Below are 14143 nucleotides of genomic sequence, written 5' to 3'. Positions count from 1 at the left end.
GCGAACAGACGCGCTTTGAGGCGCTCCGGCACGGCGTCACGCGACGCCGCGACACCGCCATCTTGATGGCGGAGCCGGCGGCAGACGACCGGTGTGCCGTGCCTTAACCCAGCCTGGAAACTGGCGTCACCAGTGTGGTGCGCCGGAAACCGGGCAACTTGATAATGCTCAATCGTGTATTCACAATCGCAGATCGATCCAGTCGTCAGTTTCCGCAACACCCAGGGTGAGGCGGTGCGCGGCACGATTTTCAACTTGCAGCGCAATTCGCTGGTCATGGAAATCTACAATCCATATTCGATTGTGCAGGTCAGCGAGGTGCTCAATGACGTGACGGTGCGCATGGGGGCGAAAAACGCCTACGTGGGCAAGGCCGTCGTCATCAGCAGCGTCAACACGGGCCTGACCGCCATCGTTTCCGTGACTCTGATCGACGAGTGGCGCGAGCTGAGCGACGTGGTCGTCGTCAAGGGCGCCGTATTGAAAGAGTCCAGCGCCTTTGTCGCCGGCTGGGGCGAGCGCTTCCGCATCCGCCGCGATTACCAGATCGTCGTCAACGAAATGCGCGCCTTTTTGTCGGAAGTGTCGCGCTGGGTCGAGCAGGTCGACCTGTCCGACTCGCTGCCCAAGGAAAATGGCCGATTGCGCCCGGACATCTTCGACGAGCTGGCCCTGCCGCTGATGGAGCAGACCCAGCTGTACCTGCGCCAGCTCGAGGTGGAAGCCTCGCTCGTCGAGGAAGAGCGGGCGCCGGCCCACCGCGCCTTCGCCCAGGCCGCGCTGCACCCCTTGATCCTGCGCGCACCGTTCGTCTTCCGCACGTTTACCAAGCCGCTCGGCTATGCGGGCGACTACCAGATGGTCAACCAGCTGCTCGACGATCCACGGCAAGGGCCGAGCACCTATTTTCAGATCGTCAATGCGGCTTTCCTGCAGGCGGCCGTGGCGACGGCGCACCGCAACCGCATCGATATCCTGACGGAATTCCTGTCGCAAAAGGCGGCCGCGGCGCGCGCTGCCGGGCGTGTGTATAAAGTGCTCAACGTGGGCTGCGGCCCGGCCATCGAGGTGCAGCGTTTCCTGGAAACGTGCCCGGACGCGCAGTGGCTGGCCTTCGAACTTGTCGACTTCAGCAGCGAAACCCTGGACTGGACGCGCGCGCGTTTGACCACCATCATGCAGCGCACGGGGCGCGTGGTCGAGATCGATTATGTGCACGATTCCGTGCACAACTTGCTCAAGCGCCGTCATGGCGCTGGTATCACGGGCTTGCCCGGCAGTTTCGACGCCGTGTATTGCGCCGGCCTGTTCGACTATCTGTCCGACAAGGTGTGCGCGCGCCTGCTGATGCATTTCGCTTCGCGCGTGGGGCCGGGCGGACGTTTGCTCGTCACCAATGTGCACGCGGACAATCCGGGCAAGTTCGGCATGGAGCATTTGCTGGAATGGCATTTGATCTATCGCAATGAAGAGGGCCTGTCGGCCTTGCTGCCCGAACATGCAACGGACCCGCTGATCTATGTCGACGCGACGGGCGTGAATGTGTTCGCGGAAGTGAGCATTCCTTGATGGATACTCCAGGCCTGCACGCCGGCTACACGGCCGTTTTGCGCGACTTCCGCCTGGAATTCAGCCGTGGCGGGGCTTATACGGGCATCGTGCTGATCCTGCTGGGCATGGGCCTCGATTCGGCCCTGTATCCCGATAAACAGTCGGCGTTTACCAGCGCGCGCATCCTTGTGTCCGTGCTGATCTTTTGCGTCGTGCAGGCCATGCGCACGCGCTGGGCGCAAGACCGCATCCAGGGGCTGACGTTTGTCTGGCTGATCCTGCCGCAAATCATGATCGCCTGGATGATCGCCGTCACGGAAGGCGCCACCTCGATCTATTATGTAGGCATGACCCTAGCCATCTATTCGTCGGGCATCGTGCTGGCGTTTGGCCTGTGGCAAAACATGGTCTTCGGCGCCATTTCCTGCCTGCTGTACGTGGCCGCCTGCGCCTGGCATGCGGGCGGCTTCGACCTGGCCGGCACCTTTGTCGTCAACTGTCTGTTCCTCATCATGTCGGCCAGCATCAGCGCCGTATTTACCTATTTTAATGAGCGCGCCCGCTTCATGCTGTTCCAGCTGAAGGCGGAAGTGGCGCAAAAGAACACGCAGCTGGAAGAAACGAATAAAAGTCTGGCCGATATCAAGGGGCAGATGCTGCAGCAGGAGAAAATGGCCGCCATCGGCACCCTGGCCGCCGGCATGCTGCATGAAGTCAATAACCCCGTGAACTTCTGCATGATGGCCATCGAGGTGGCCATCGAAGACCCGGCCGCCAAGCAAAGCGCGCTGGTCAGTGAATGCCTGGCCGACGCCAAGCAGGGCATGCTGCGCGTGCAGCACATCGTCTCCGACTTGAAGACCTTTGCCTACCGCAAGAGCGGCAACCAGCTGGAGACGGGACACTTCCAGTTCCGCAGCGCGCTCGACGCGGCCATCCGCCTGGTGGGGCATGAAACGAAGAATGTCAGCATCAGCCATGAATTGCCGGTCGACACCCTGGTGCGCGGCGACGAGGCGGCCATCGTGGGCGTGCTGATCAACTTGCTGGGCAATGCCGTGCTGTCCATGCGCAAGGGCAATGCGCCGCCGTTCGAGATCCGCATCACGGCCCACTGGGACGAGAACCGCCTGCGCATCAGCGTGCGCGACAACGGTCCCGGCATCGCGCCGGAAAACCTGGCGCGCGTGTTCGAACCGTTCTTTACCACGCGCGAAGTGGGGCAGGGCCTGGGCCTGGGCCTGAGCATCAGCTATGGCGTGATCGAGCGCCACGGCGGCACCCTCAGCGCCGAAAGCGAGCTGGGGGTGTGGGCCAGCATGAATTTCGACTTGCAGCGCTCCGACTGGGAGGGCCGTTAATGGACAACGATAGCCGCGCCAGCGTGCTGTACGTGGATGACGAAGCGCTCGCCTGCAAGTATTTCGAGCGCGCCGCCGGACCCCGCTACCGCGTGTTGACGGCGCAGAGCGTCGATGCGGCGCTGGCCTTGCTGGAAGACGAGGCCGGCCAGGTCGACGTGCTCGTCACCGATTACCGCATGCCGGACCGCCTGGGCAGCGAGCTGCTGCAGGAAGTGGCGCAGCGCTATCCGCACATCGTCTGCATGCTGGTGACCGCCTATGCGGACAAGGACGTGCTGCTGGAGCTGATCAATGGCGGCACCTTGTTCCGCCTGCTGGAAAAGCCGCTCGACCTGGCCGCCATGCAAACGGCGCTGCAGCTGGCCGTGCAGACGGGGCGCGAGCGCGCCGCGCGCCGTCAGGGCCTGGTGGCGATGGAAGAGTCGCTGGCTTTTCTTGCGCATGAATTGAACACGCCGCTGGCGGCCATCGCCAATTTTGCGCGCGGCATCGCGCGGCGCGCGCAGGCGGATGCCGCACCGCAGGCCGAGATCGGCGAAGCGGCGGCCTTGATGCACGACAATGCGCGCTATTGCCTGTCCGTGCTGGCCAGCTTTGTCGATACGGTGCGTCTGGCCAGCGCCGGGCCGGGCATGCAGGGCGGACGCCGCGCCGGCAGCGCGCGCCAGTTGCTGGCCGCCTTGCTCGACAGCTATCCCTTGAGTACGGCCCAGCGCGCTGCCATCACGGTTGACGTGGGCGATGATTTCTCCATTGCCGAGTCACCCAACTGCGTCGCGCTGATCTTGTCGTCCGTGCTGGCGAATGCCTTGCGTTCGGCCGGTGAGCAGACTCATCCGGCGATCGGCATCCGCATCGACGCCGGCCGCATCACGGTGCGCGACAATGGCGCCGGCATCGCCCCCGAGATCGTCGAACAGCTGTTGATCGACCCCGTCAGTGCCAGCGGTGGCGAAGGCAAGGGCTGGGGCATGGTGTTTTGCCACCGCATGATGCAGTCGTTCGGCGGCAACCTCGACATCGCCACCGAGTTCGGCACTTCCACCACGGTAACCCTGAATTTTCCAGTACATATAAGGAACGAGCATGATTGACGCCAATCTGCGTTTACCGGCTCAGCGTGAGTCGGCGCAAGGCTTGCCGACGATACTCTATGTCGATGACGAGGCCAACGCCCTCAAATACTTCCAGCGCGCCATCGCACCGCTGGCCGACGTGCTGACGGCCACCTCGGTCGAGGAGGGCAAGCGCATCCTCGACGAGCAGGCCGACCGCATCGCCGTGCTGGTGTCGGACCAGCGCATGCCTGGCGCCTACGGCAACGAGTTGCTGTCATATTGCTGGGACCGCCATCCGCACATCGTGCGCATTTTGACCACCGCGTATTCCGAGCTCGAGCACACAGTGGAAGCCGTCAACCAGGGGCAGATCCACCGCTACATCCAGAAGCCGTGGGATATCGCGGCCCTGCGCATGGAATTGAAACAGGCGCTGGAACTGGCGCGCTTGCGCAATGAGCACGCCCAGTTGCTGCGCGAGAAGTTGATGGTGCGCCAGCGGCAAGCCGTCGCCAACCGCATCGGCACCCTGTACGCCCTGTGCGCCAGCCTGGCCGGTCCGGAACAGCAGCTGCCCGTGGAAGCGTATCTGTCGGCGGCCCTGACGGCCGGCGTCACGCCGCCCGAGCCGGACTGGCTGTTGATGGATTATGCCGACCTGGTCAGTTCGGAAGCCTTCCGCGGCACGGCCTTTGCCGCCGCTGTGCGCCAGCAGCTCGACACGCTCGAGCGCGAACATCCGGGACGGGGCGTGGAGCAGGCGATCGACATGCTGCTGCCCGTGTTTGGCGCGGCCCTGCAAAACCAGGGCGGCACGGCGCTGTTCCTCGATGGGCGGCTGCTGACGGAATTCCTGGAAACGCCGACCACCACGCCGGTCTCGGCCATCCACTCCTTCTGGCTGGCCAGCTTGCTGTGGCTGGCGCGGCGCGGCTGGTCCTTGCAGCTGAGCAAGACGGAACTGGGTTTGCAGGGCAAGGTAGTGCAGGCTGAACCGGCGCTCACGCCGGACCACCTGGCGGCCTGGATCGAGCAGTTCTGACGGCGCGCTCCCTTGCCGCAGATCGCGCTGCAAGGGCGCGCACCAAGCAAAACAGGGCCGCGCGGGCCCTGTGTCTGCTTGCCGTCGGCAGGCTTAGCGCTCGGCCGCCGCCTTCAGGTTGTTGAGGCCTTTGTCAAAATCCTTGCCGATCATGGTATCCATGCTGACGAAGACCGTCATGACCTTGCTGACGTAGGGGCTGGGGCCTGTCATGGTCCAGTTCACCTTGGTGCTGTCGCCTTCTTGTGTCATGGTAAACGTGGTGGTGTTATGGCTTTCGAACGGTTTCAGGAAGTCCAGCTTGATGACGGTGCGCTCAGGCTGGGCTGCTTCCGTGATTTCCATGCGGCCGGCGCCGACCTTGTCATTGCCCGTCCAGGCATACTGCGCGCCCAGGCCGTTGGCCGGCCCCGAAAACGTGCGGCGCATGGCCGGATCGAGCTTTTCCCACGGCGACCAGGCGGCCCAGTAGTGGAAGTCCGTGATCAGGGCGGCGATTTTCTCGGGCGGTGCCTTGATGGTGATTTCGCGCTGGACACTGAAGGTGTCGGGCTTGGTGGTGGCATAGCCGAGGATGGCGGCGACGACGACAACGATCAGCAGCAGGGTTTTTTTGATCATATGCTCTCCAAATCTTGAATGGTCGATGCGAACGAATCAAGACAATCTTAGCAGATATGAATGGCTGTGCGCGGCCTGTTGGCCTTTATTTGCGCCAGCGCGTGGCAGGGCCGCATGCGGCCTGGCACAGGGGCGCACGGCAGGATTGTGGAAGGGCGCCCGTGTCCGCTAGAATGCTGGCCTGCAAAGATTTCAATTAGGTAAATATGATTCAACGATCGATCGCCAGGCTGACCCTGGCGTGTGGCTTGCTGGCTTCCGCCTTTGCCGCGAACCTTGCGCATGCCGATGCCTGTCCCGCCCATTACGTCGATGGCCGCAAGCCGGAAATCACCAACCCCAAGCTGGATGTGGCGACGAAAGAGCTGTGCTACAACGTGTTTGGCGTGATGCACTCGGGTATCACGCGCACGCCGCTGTGGTCGGCTGAGCACTTGACGGCGAACAACCTCGAAGCGGCGCAGGATTTGTCGCGCGAAAATTCCTTCCATGCCGAACGCAAGCTGCCCGCCGCCCAGCGCGCGGAACTGGCCGACTATGCGCGCAGCGGCTTCGACCGTGGCCATATGGCGCCCAACGGCGACATGCCGGACCGCCAGAGCCAGCGTGACAGCTTTACCCTGGCCAACATGGTGCCGCAAGATGCGCGCAACAACCGCTATGTGTGGGCTGGCATCGAAGGCGCCGTGCGCAAAATGGCAAAGAAAGAGGGCGACCTGTACGTGATCACGGGACCGGCTTTTATTGGCGGCAACCTGCGCAAGGTGGGAAGAGTGATTGTGCCCAGCCACCTGTACAAGGCCGTGTACAGCCCGCGCCAGCGCGCCGGCGCCGCCTACTTCATAGCAAACGTCGACACCAAGACGTATGAAGTGCTGAGCATTGCGCAACTGGAAGACAGGATAGGCATCGATCTGTTACCGTCGCTGACGCGCCAGCAAAAACTGCGCATGCTGAGTTTGCCCAAGATCAATAGCAAGTCCAGGAAATAACAAGACCGTCGAAAAGGAAATCCCATGTGCGCAAAGAAATTCTTCCCGTATGCCAATGAAAGCGATGTGCTGGAGATTGGCAACCTGAGCATCGAAAACCGCATCGACCGCATCAGCATCAGTGGCGACATCGACCTGACCCTGGACAAGCCGGGCCTGGCCCTGGCGAAACAGTTGCAAAAACTGCTGGCCGACGTGGTGGCGCAGCTGGAAAAGCAGGAACTGCCCGACCAGCTGCCGCCGCCCGAAGTGACGTCGGTGGCCAATCCCTTCGAGTGACGCTGGCGGGGAAGCCTACTGTGCCGCTTTTGCGGCGCGATAATAGCCTTTCCTGCTGATTGCTTCCGGCGCGTTCGCGACTTCGTACGCGCTCAGGGCGATGGCGATGGCCGAGTATTGCTGCGCCGCGCTGAAGGGCAGCACGTTGTCATACGTGTCGAGCACCGTGTGATGCACGCGTGCATAGTCGAAATCGCCGAGTACGGTAAATTTCGGCGTCGGCACGCTATGCAGGCTGAAGACGGCGTCATCGCTGCCTGCCCGCGCATGCATCGCCTTGCTGGCATCGCGCGGCACGTCATTGATGCTGGCGGCGAAGCCGAACACGGGATGGACGTCTTGCAGTGCCCGTTCGACCCGGCCAAACACGGGTTGCCAGGCCGTGGGAATCGCGATGCCGTCGATGGCGCCAGGCCGGCCGTCGCGGTTGAGCATCATGACGATATTCTTCAATTCACCCGCATGCCGCTCGGCGAACGCGAACGATCCCTTGCGGCCGATTTCCTCCGCGCCGAAGGCGACAAACATGATGGTGCGGCGCGGCTTCGCTTCGGATAGCGCCAGCAGGCGCATCGCTTCGAGCATGGTGGACACGCCGCCGCCATTGTCGGCCGCGCCCGTGCCGCCGTCATAGCTGTCGAGGTGGGCGCCGATCAGCACGATTTCCTCGGGCTTGTCCGTCCCGGGAATACGGGCCACGACGTTGTGATACGTCACCGGGCCAGGATAGAACCAGTTGCGGATGTCAAACTCCAGGGTGACGGCTTCGCCGCGCGCCAGGCGCTGGCGCATGTCCGTGTACTGTGGCGCGGCCAGCTTGATGTCGGGCAAGGTCGGCAGGGTAGCCCAGGTGGCGGGCGCGGCGCTGGCGGCATACAGCGGTTCTTCGCCGGACTGAAGGGTGCCGAGGGCGCCGGCGGCCATCAGCACGCGGGTGATGGCCCTGGGCTGGTGAATGGCGCTGCCATCGCGCCCGCCGCCCCCGTTTTCGCCGCCGATCAGCACCCACTTGCCCTTGAATTGCGCGGCGCGCTGCTGTGCCTCTTCCACGGTGGCCGGCCCCACGATTGCCAGTCCCTGCTGCACGCCACGCGTGCCGGCCGAGTAGGCGGGCGTCGCCAGGCGCAGGGGCTGTTCCTGGGGCGCCAGCATCTTGCCTGACCCGGGACCGCGGTTGAAGCCGACGGGCATCCTGCCTGCCTCTTCCAGCACGGCGTGCACGCCCCATTGCTGCAGTTGCCCACGCGTCCATTGCGCCGCATGCGTGTAGGCGTCGCTGCCGGCCATGCGGCCGCCGAAGCGGTTGCTGAGGATGTCGAGCCAGTCCATCGCGCGCGGCTCGCTGGTGCCCAGCGCCACAATCCGGCGCGCCGTGGCGTCGCCCGATGGCGATGATGCAGGCTGGGTGACGGCATTCCTGCCGGACAGCGTGGCCAGGAAGGCGGGCAGCCTGTCGTGCTGGCGCGCCGCCTGCGCCGCGTCCAGCTTGGCGGAACGGTGCAGCTTATCCTGGCGCAGCAGGGTTTCATAGGCGCGCAGCACGCCCTGCATTCCCGCCAGGTCGCTGGCGCTCTGCTGTCCGGCCTGCTCCGGGTGTTCGATCTGGAAGGTCATCACGCTGGCCAGGTATTGAAACACCATCGCCTCGCGGATAGTCGCCTGGCTGGCGATAGAGAGCCAGCTTTCCAGCGCACTGGCCGGTAGCGTGAAGTCGGGAATTGCCTCGATCCATTCTGTTAGCCAGGCGCCGTCGCGCTGTTGCACTGCCAGGGGATTGCGCTGCGCCTCTGTTGCCATCTGCACCACGCGCGCGCGCTCGGCCGGCGTGGAAGGGCCGCGCGCGGCGGCGCCTGACGGTGCTGCTGCGGGTGGCAGTACCGGCGGCACATAGCGCTGCTGGAGCCGCCTGCCGCTCACGGGCTTGGGTTCGTTCTCATCGGTTTCGACCAGGCGTTCGCCGCTCAGCACGTCGCCCTTGGCGTGCAAGGTCCAGCGTATCGTCACGTCGGTGCTGACCTCCTTGCCGTTGCGCCCGGTGCTGACGCGCTTGCCGCTGTGCCGGAAGATGGTGCCGGCGGTACCGGCGGGGCCGGCGGTGCCATGCACCGTGCGCGGCGGCGTGAGCTGGCCACGTTCGTCGAGCCACGCGATCGTCGCGCGCAGGCCGTCTTGCTCTTCGGTAATGTCGAGTATGCCCGTGTCGATCAGGTCGGCCTCGACGCCATTTGTCGTGGTCGTGCCCGTCGCAGTCTGGAATTGCCACTGTCCGGCGAGGGCCGGCGTTTGCGCGTACAGGGTGCCCGGCAGGGCGGCAACAGCGAGGACGCAGGTGGCGTAAAGGTGGGGAGGGAACAGGTGCATGGCTATCCTTGTCGTGGTTTTCGCTCGGGAAGAGTCGAAAAACAGTATGCGGATAACCAGATTGCCAAGATGCTACTTTCCGACCAAGGCCTGGATTGGCGGACTGAAGGCGGGTTTGGCCGGGCCAAAGAACAGATCAACCCCATCCGGCAAGCTGCGTCGGACGAGGTTGATCTGGCACAAACTTACTTGGCGAAGGCTTGCGCCGCCGGCGTCACGGTGACGGCTGACGGCTGGATGTTCAGCTTCATCGCGCCGATGACCTTGTCTTCATCAAGCAGGGCCTGCGGCTTGTTGCCGTCGTACTTGATGGGAGAAAACGCGTCGCTGACGAGCTTTTCCTTCAACCCGGCCGCATCCTTGGCGACGATCACTACGGACAGGTTCTGCGCCGACAGGTGCTGTTTGATGGCGCGGTTGACGTCTTGTACCGTCAGCTTCGACAAGCCGTCACGCATCAGCTTGGTAAATTCCGGCGTGCCATACCATTGCGAATCGAGCGCATAACCGAGTTGCTGGTCTTGCGTCGACGTCATGACGAAGACGTTCTTCATCAGGTAATCGCGCGTGGTGGCGAAGTCGTCCTGCGTCAAGCCGTTGTCGATGAGCTTGCCCAATTCCGTCAGGGCCACGCGCAGCGCGAAGTGGGCGTTGTCCGGCGCCACGGGGCGTATCCAGATTTCGAACAGCTGCGCCTTGCGGCCCAGGTTCGGGTTCGGAAAGAATTGGTACATGCCGCGCGGGAAGGCTTCGATGTACGCATAATCGCCATAGTTCATGCCGCGGAGCTCGCGGATGCGCTGGTACAGGTAGGAATTCGAGGCGCGGTGTTCGCCCAGCCACGTCTTCGCCAGCCACAGGGCGGGGAAGTCCGGGTGCGTGCGTGTCACGTCGAGCGGCAGGCCGAACGAGATGGCCGTGGCACGCGTGTTTTTCTCGATGATTTCCACTTCCAGGCCCTGTGCCTTGCGGCCCGCAGGTTTCACGGTGGCCGGCAAGCCGGGGCCGGCCGGCAAGCTTGCCAGCGACTGCGTCAGCGACGCCGTCATGGCGTCCGTCACATCGCCGGAAATGCCCACCTTGACGGCGCCTTGCGCATACGCGCTCTTCCAGAATTGTTTCACGTCGTCCAGGGTGATGGCGTCGATGCCGGCAAGCGTGCCCAGCACCGGGTGGCCGTACGGCGTGCCCGCATACACATTCGTTTGCAGGCGTTCCTTGGCGAATTCTTCTTCGTTATTGTCCTTCAGGTCCAGCAGCAGCGCATTCTTTTGCGCATCCTTCAGGCGGCGGAAGTCGTCTTCGCGAAAACCGGGCGAGAGCAGCAGCGGCAGGGCGATGGCGTTGAACTGCGTCCAGTTATCCCGGTGGATTGAACCCGTAAACGTCGTCATTTCCTTGTCCGTCTGCTGGCTGAAACTGCCGGCCAGCGGGAACAGGGCCTGGTTGACTTCGTCGATCTTGCGCTCGGACGAACCACCGGACGCCACCATGGCGGCCGTCAGCGCGGCCAGGCCTTCCTTGCCTTGTGGATCTTGCGCGGAACCGGCCGTAAACAGCAGCTTGTAGCGGATCTGCGGCAGCGCGGATTTTTGCACCAGCACATCGAACTTCGCGGTCGAGGCGGACGGCAGCAGGCTGGCCAGTTTTGGCGTGGTGGCGATGGCGGCCGCCATCGGCTGGTGCGACAGGGTCGTCACCACCAGGCCCTCGTCCGTCAGGTATTTGCGCGCGGCTGCCTGCAGGTCGGCCGGCGTGAGCGTATCGATCAGGCGGTAGTACTGGTTGATGGTGGCGTACGAGCGGTCGAAATGCACGAAGGACGCCAGGGTGCCGGCGATCTGCTCCGTGTTGTCGAGCGAGCGTATCAAACCATATTTTTCGGCCGACTTGGCGTCCGCCAGGTCTTTTTCGCTCACTGGCGTGTCGCGCAGCCGCGCCACGGTGGCCAGGATGGCGTCGCGCACGTAGACGGCATCGTCGATGTTTTTTACGCGCGCGCCCAGCACGGCCAGGGTCGGGTCGACCCGGTCCGGCGTCATGTCGAACAGCTGGTCGACCTTTTGCTCATTCTGCACCAGGCGTTTATACAGCGGCGAGGTGCGGCCGAACGACAGCGACAGCAAGGTTGCCAGCGCGGCCTGGTCCTTGTCCTTCACGGAAAACGCGGGCGCATGGAAGCCGACGGCCACCCACGGCAGGGTCGGCGTGGGCCAGGCCACATGCTTGTAGACGGGGCCGCGCGGCGCGGGTTCCACGGGCACGGCTGCCTGCTGCTTGCCGCGCTGCCAGCTGCTCCAGTATTTTTCCACCAGCGCGATGGCTTGCTGCGGCTCCACGTCGCCGGCGATGATGATGGTGGTGCGCTCGGGACGGTACCAGCGGTCGAAGAAGAGCTTCGAGTACGCGTACTGGTTCGGCATGTCTTCGATGTCCTGAATGAAACCCATCGTCGTGTGCTTGTAGGTATGCGTCGTGTAGGCGCTGTCGCGCATCACTTCGAACAGTTTCGAGACGGGATTGGCGCTGTTCTTGTTGTATTCGCCCAGCACGGCCCGCGATTCCGTCTTGAACGCGTCTTCCGCATAGTCGAGGTGCTGGAATCGGTCCGCTTCCACTTTCAGCACGGTTTCCAGGTCTTGCTTGGCAAACGTCGTGTGGTAATTGGTCAGGTCGTCGCTGGTATACGCGTTCTGGCGCGCGCCGGCGCGGGTGATGACTTCCTGGTATTTCTCGGGCGGATACGCCTTGGTGCCGCGGAACATCATGTGCTCGAAGAAGTGGGCAAAGCCGGACTTGCCCGGCTCGACTTCATTGCGCGAACCCGTCTGCACGGGAATCTGCAGCGAGACCAGGTTGGGGAAGCCGGTCGGCACGATGATGATTTTTAATCCATTGGCCAGGGTCTTTTCCGTTGCCTTGAACGGCAGCAGATCGGCCTTGCTGGCGGCAGCGCTGTGGGCGGCGGCCGGCTTGACGGGCGCGGCGCCCAGGTTCGACGCGGCCATGGCCGACAGGGCCAGGGCGAAAGCGGGTAATAAAACGGGCATGATTCTTGACACGGGGGCTCCTTCTTTTCTTGGAATGTGGAAAGTGCAACGCCGCAGCATAGAATATTCACGCCGCCCTGCATAGGGGCTAAAAGTCGGGCCGCAGGATGCGCGTCGTGAGATGGCTGAGAAAATCGCGCCGGACCGGCAGGAACATGCGGATGTACACGATGCCGTGTGCGCGGTCGTGATGGTAGATCACGCGGATATCCTCGCACAGGCGTTGCCGCACATCCATGCCGACTTCGCGGGCAGCCTCGACGGGCGTCTCGCTGTCGGGAAAGGCTTTCAGATCAGCGAATAATTGCCGGAACGCGGCGGTGAACTGCGCCTGGGCGGCGGCCGTGTGGCGCGCCTTGAAGTCGCTGCGCAGTTCATTGAAATCGGCTTGCGCGCTGTTCAGCACGACGATGCGCGCCATCTCAAGCCTGGTCAAGGCTGGACAGGAAGTCTTCTTCGGACACCACGACGCCGCGCGCGATTTCCTGGTTGCCCATGGCGATCAGCTTCATGAACGCATGCTGTTCCTGCATCTGCCGCGCTTGCCGCTTGCCTTCCTGGTAGGCGTGCATGGACAGCACGACCATCTTCGCCTCGCCATTTTGCGTGATGATGATGGGCTCATCCTGGCCAGCGTCAAAGCTGTTGACGATTTCCGTCGTATTGGCCTTGAGATAGGAGATCGGTTTGATGCGCTCCTTGAAGTTCATGGCGGCTCCGAATGAGATAAACTGCGAGACGACCAAATATACACCAAATTTGGTCGTGTTACTTGGACGCGTATTTGCTGCTTACGTCAGCGTCGTTTCCGGCAGGCTGATGCGGTTGCGGCCCAGGTGCTTGGCGCGGTACAGGGCGCAGTCGGCCGTGTGGATCAGCTGCCCCAGTTCCGTGCCTGCACCGGGCAGGGCCGTGGCGGCGCCGATGCTGACGGTAACGCAGGCGCAGGCACTGGCACCATCGGCGCGCTTGCGCGGCAGTTGCAGCCGCTCCACGCGCCGGCGGATGCGTTCGGCCACGATGGCCGCGCCCTTGAGCGACTGGTTCGGCAGGATGACGGCAAACTCCTCGCCGCCATAGCGGGCCACCAGGTCGTTCGTGCGCATTTCGCTGGCCACGGCGCCGGCCACCTTGCGCAGGCACAGGTCGCCGCCCTGGTGGCCGTGGTTATCGTTATATTCCTTGAAATTGTCGACGTCGACGATCAGCAGAGACAGGGGCTGGCTCTGACGCTGGGCGCGCTGCCACTCGGCCAGGATGGTATCGTCGAAGCAGCGCCGATTTGCCAAGCCCGTCAGGCCGTCGCGCGTGGCCAGGCGTTCCAGTTCCACGTGCGCGCGTTTTTCATCTGTCATGTCGCGCAGGGTTTCGACGACAGCGATCAGTTCGCCGTGATTGCCATAGATGGGGCTGGCATCGACGGCCAGGTAGCGCCGCCGCCCCGTGCGCGGCATGTCGCACCAGTTTTCCGCGCACAGATTGTTGCCCGTGCTGCTGCGATATTGCTGCTGTGCATGCAGCGCGCGCATGTCGCCGCCGCGCCCGGCCAGCAGCAGGTCGGCCAGGGTGGGGCGCTCGTCGTTGTAGAAGCAGCGGCCCGGCTCGCGCGTGCGCAGCACTTCGGCCGCCGGCACGCCCGTCAGCTGTTCGCAGGCGCGGTTCCAGATCATCACCTGGCCATGCACGTCGAGAACAAAGGTGGGCACGACCAGCAATTCCATCATCTGGACGGCAAAACCCTGGGCTGCATCGCAGGGCGATGCGCTGGCATGTGCATGGCTATCCGGCATGTAAACATCCTTCTTGGGGTGAATGGGGCTGGCTC

At 63.5% G+C, this 14143-nt stretch carries 12 protein-coding genes; 6 read left to right on the top strand and 6 right to left on the bottom strand.

The window, feature by feature from the left end:
- Positions 1-174: 174 nt before the first annotated feature.
- Genes AC3IQ7_RS17105 through AC3IQ7_RS17090 form a run of 4 tightly spaced genes read left to right on the top strand, consistent with a single transcriptional unit; the run spans position 175 to position 5015 of the window.
- Complete coding sequence (locus AC3IQ7_RS17105; protein WP_099377249.1) at positions 175-1569, top strand: class I SAM-dependent methyltransferase; 1395 nt, start codon at positions 175-177, stop codon at positions 1567-1569.
- Positions 1569-2912, top strand: coding sequence for a sensor histidine kinase (locus AC3IQ7_RS17100; RefSeq protein ID WP_489206763.1), 1344 nt, complete (start codon positions 1569-1571; stop codon positions 2910-2912). The genes AC3IQ7_RS17105 and AC3IQ7_RS17100 overlap by 1 nt, the downstream gene beginning before the upstream one ends.
- The gene (locus AC3IQ7_RS17095; protein WP_099377247.1) at positions 2912-4009 is read left to right on the top strand and encodes a hybrid sensor histidine kinase/response regulator; all 1098 of its coding nucleotides are present in this window, start codon (positions 2912-2914) and stop codon (positions 4007-4009) included. Before AC3IQ7_RS17100 ends, AC3IQ7_RS17095 begins: the two co-directional genes overlap by 1 nt.
- Complete coding sequence (locus AC3IQ7_RS17090; RefSeq protein ID WP_099377246.1) at positions 4002-5015, top strand: response regulator; 1014 nt, start codon at positions 4002-4004, stop codon at positions 5013-5015. Before AC3IQ7_RS17095 ends, AC3IQ7_RS17090 begins: the two co-directional genes overlap by 8 nt.
- 93 nt (positions 5016-5108) lie before the next feature.
- Here the strand turns inward: AC3IQ7_RS17090 and AC3IQ7_RS17085 are convergent, their stop codons facing one another.
- Positions 5109-5636, bottom strand: coding sequence for an SRPBCC family protein (locus AC3IQ7_RS17085; protein WP_099377245.1), 528 nt, complete (start codon positions 5634-5636; stop codon positions 5109-5111).
- A gap of 206 nt (positions 5637-5842) precedes the next feature.
- Between AC3IQ7_RS17085 and AC3IQ7_RS17080 the strand changes: the two genes are divergently transcribed.
- Together AC3IQ7_RS17080 and AC3IQ7_RS17075 are read left to right on the top strand one after the other, a co-directional pair.
- Positions 5843-6628 carry a DNA/RNA non-specific endonuclease gene (locus tag AC3IQ7_RS17080; RefSeq protein ID WP_099377244.1) on the top strand — a complete coding sequence of 262 codons (786 nt, stop codon included), beginning with the start codon at positions 5843-5845 and terminating at the stop codon, positions 6626-6628.
- 24 nt (positions 6629-6652) lie between these two features.
- Positions 6653-6907 (top strand): hypothetical protein, encoded by a 255-nt coding sequence (locus AC3IQ7_RS17075; protein ID WP_489206762.1) that lies wholly within the window; start codon positions 6653-6655, stop codon positions 6905-6907.
- Positions 6908-6922: 15 nt separating this feature from the next.
- On the opposite strand, the gene AC3IQ7_RS17070 is transcribed toward AC3IQ7_RS17075, so the two are convergent.
- The 5 genes from AC3IQ7_RS17070 to AC3IQ7_RS17050 all read right to left on the bottom strand — a co-directional run bounded on the left by AC3IQ7_RS17070 (position 6923) and on the right by AC3IQ7_RS17050 (position 14108).
- Positions 6923-9268 carry a M28 family metallopeptidase gene (locus AC3IQ7_RS17070; protein ID WP_489206761.1) on the bottom strand — a complete coding sequence of 782 codons (2346 nt, stop codon included), beginning with the start codon at positions 9266-9268 and terminating at the stop codon, positions 6923-6925.
- Between the two features lie 185 nt (positions 9269-9453).
- Positions 9454-12318, bottom strand: coding sequence for a M16 family metallopeptidase (locus AC3IQ7_RS17065; protein ID WP_489206760.1), 2865 nt, complete (start codon positions 12316-12318; stop codon positions 9454-9456).
- 88 nt (positions 12319-12406) lie between these two features.
- A complete protein-coding gene (locus tag AC3IQ7_RS17060; protein ID WP_489206759.1) occupies positions 12407-12739 on the bottom strand; it encodes a type II toxin-antitoxin system RelE/ParE family toxin in 333 nt (110 codons plus the stop codon).
- Position 12740: 1 nt separating this feature from the next.
- Positions 12741-13028, bottom strand: coding sequence for a type II toxin-antitoxin system Phd/YefM family antitoxin (locus AC3IQ7_RS17055; protein WP_322428698.1), 288 nt, complete (start codon positions 13026-13028; stop codon positions 12741-12743).
- An 81-nt stretch (positions 13029-13109) separates the two neighbouring features.
- A complete protein-coding gene (locus tag AC3IQ7_RS17050; protein WP_489206758.1) occupies positions 13110-14108 on the bottom strand; it encodes a sensor domain-containing diguanylate cyclase in 999 nt (332 codons plus the stop codon).
- Between the last annotated feature and the right edge of the window lie 35 nt (positions 14109-14143).

Source organism: Janthinobacterium sp. GL_088, from assembly GCF_057837845.1.
The sequence above is the reverse complement of the archived record's forward strand: the minus strand, read 5'-3'. Positions and strand labels throughout refer to the sequence as shown.

Excerpts from the sequence above, each read along its gene's own strand:
- AC3IQ7_RS17100 (WP_489206763.1), top strand. The coding sequence starts at position 1,569 with ATGGATACTCCAGGCCTGCACGCCGGCTACACGGCCGTTTTGCGCGAC.
- AC3IQ7_RS17095 (WP_099377247.1), top strand. The coding sequence starts at position 2,912 with ATGGACAACGATAGCCGCGCCAGCGTGCTGTACGTGGATGACGAAGCG.
- AC3IQ7_RS17090 (WP_099377246.1), top strand. The coding sequence starts at position 4,002 with ATGATTGACGCCAATCTGCGTTTACCGGCTCAGCGTGAGTCGGCGCAA.
- AC3IQ7_RS17085 (WP_099377245.1), bottom strand. The coding sequence starts at position 5,636 with ATGATCAAAAAAACCCTGCTGCTGATCGTTGTCGTCGTCGCCGCCATC.
- AC3IQ7_RS17080 (WP_099377244.1), top strand. The coding sequence starts at position 5,843 with ATGATTCAACGATCGATCGCCAGGCTGACCCTGGCGTGTGGCTTGCTG.
- AC3IQ7_RS17075 (WP_489206762.1), top strand. The coding sequence starts at position 6,653 with ATGTGCGCAAAGAAATTCTTCCCGTATGCCAATGAAAGCGATGTGCTG.
- AC3IQ7_RS17070 (WP_489206761.1), bottom strand. The coding sequence starts at position 9,268 with ATGCACCTGTTCCCTCCCCACCTTTACGCCACCTGCGTCCTCGCTGTT.
- AC3IQ7_RS17065 (WP_489206760.1), bottom strand. The coding sequence starts at position 12,318 with ATGCCCGTTTTATTACCCGCTTTCGCCCTGGCCCTGTCGGCCATGGCC.
- AC3IQ7_RS17060 (WP_489206759.1), bottom strand. The coding sequence starts at position 12,739 with ATGGCGCGCATCGTCGTGCTGAACAGCGCGCAAGCCGATTTCAATGAA.
- AC3IQ7_RS17055 (WP_322428698.1), bottom strand. The coding sequence starts at position 13,028 with ATGAACTTCAAGGAGCGCATCAAACCGATCTCCTATCTCAAGGCCAAT.
- AC3IQ7_RS17050 (WP_489206758.1), bottom strand. The coding sequence starts at position 14,108 with ATGCCGGATAGCCATGCACATGCCAGCGCATCGCCCTGCGATGCAGCC.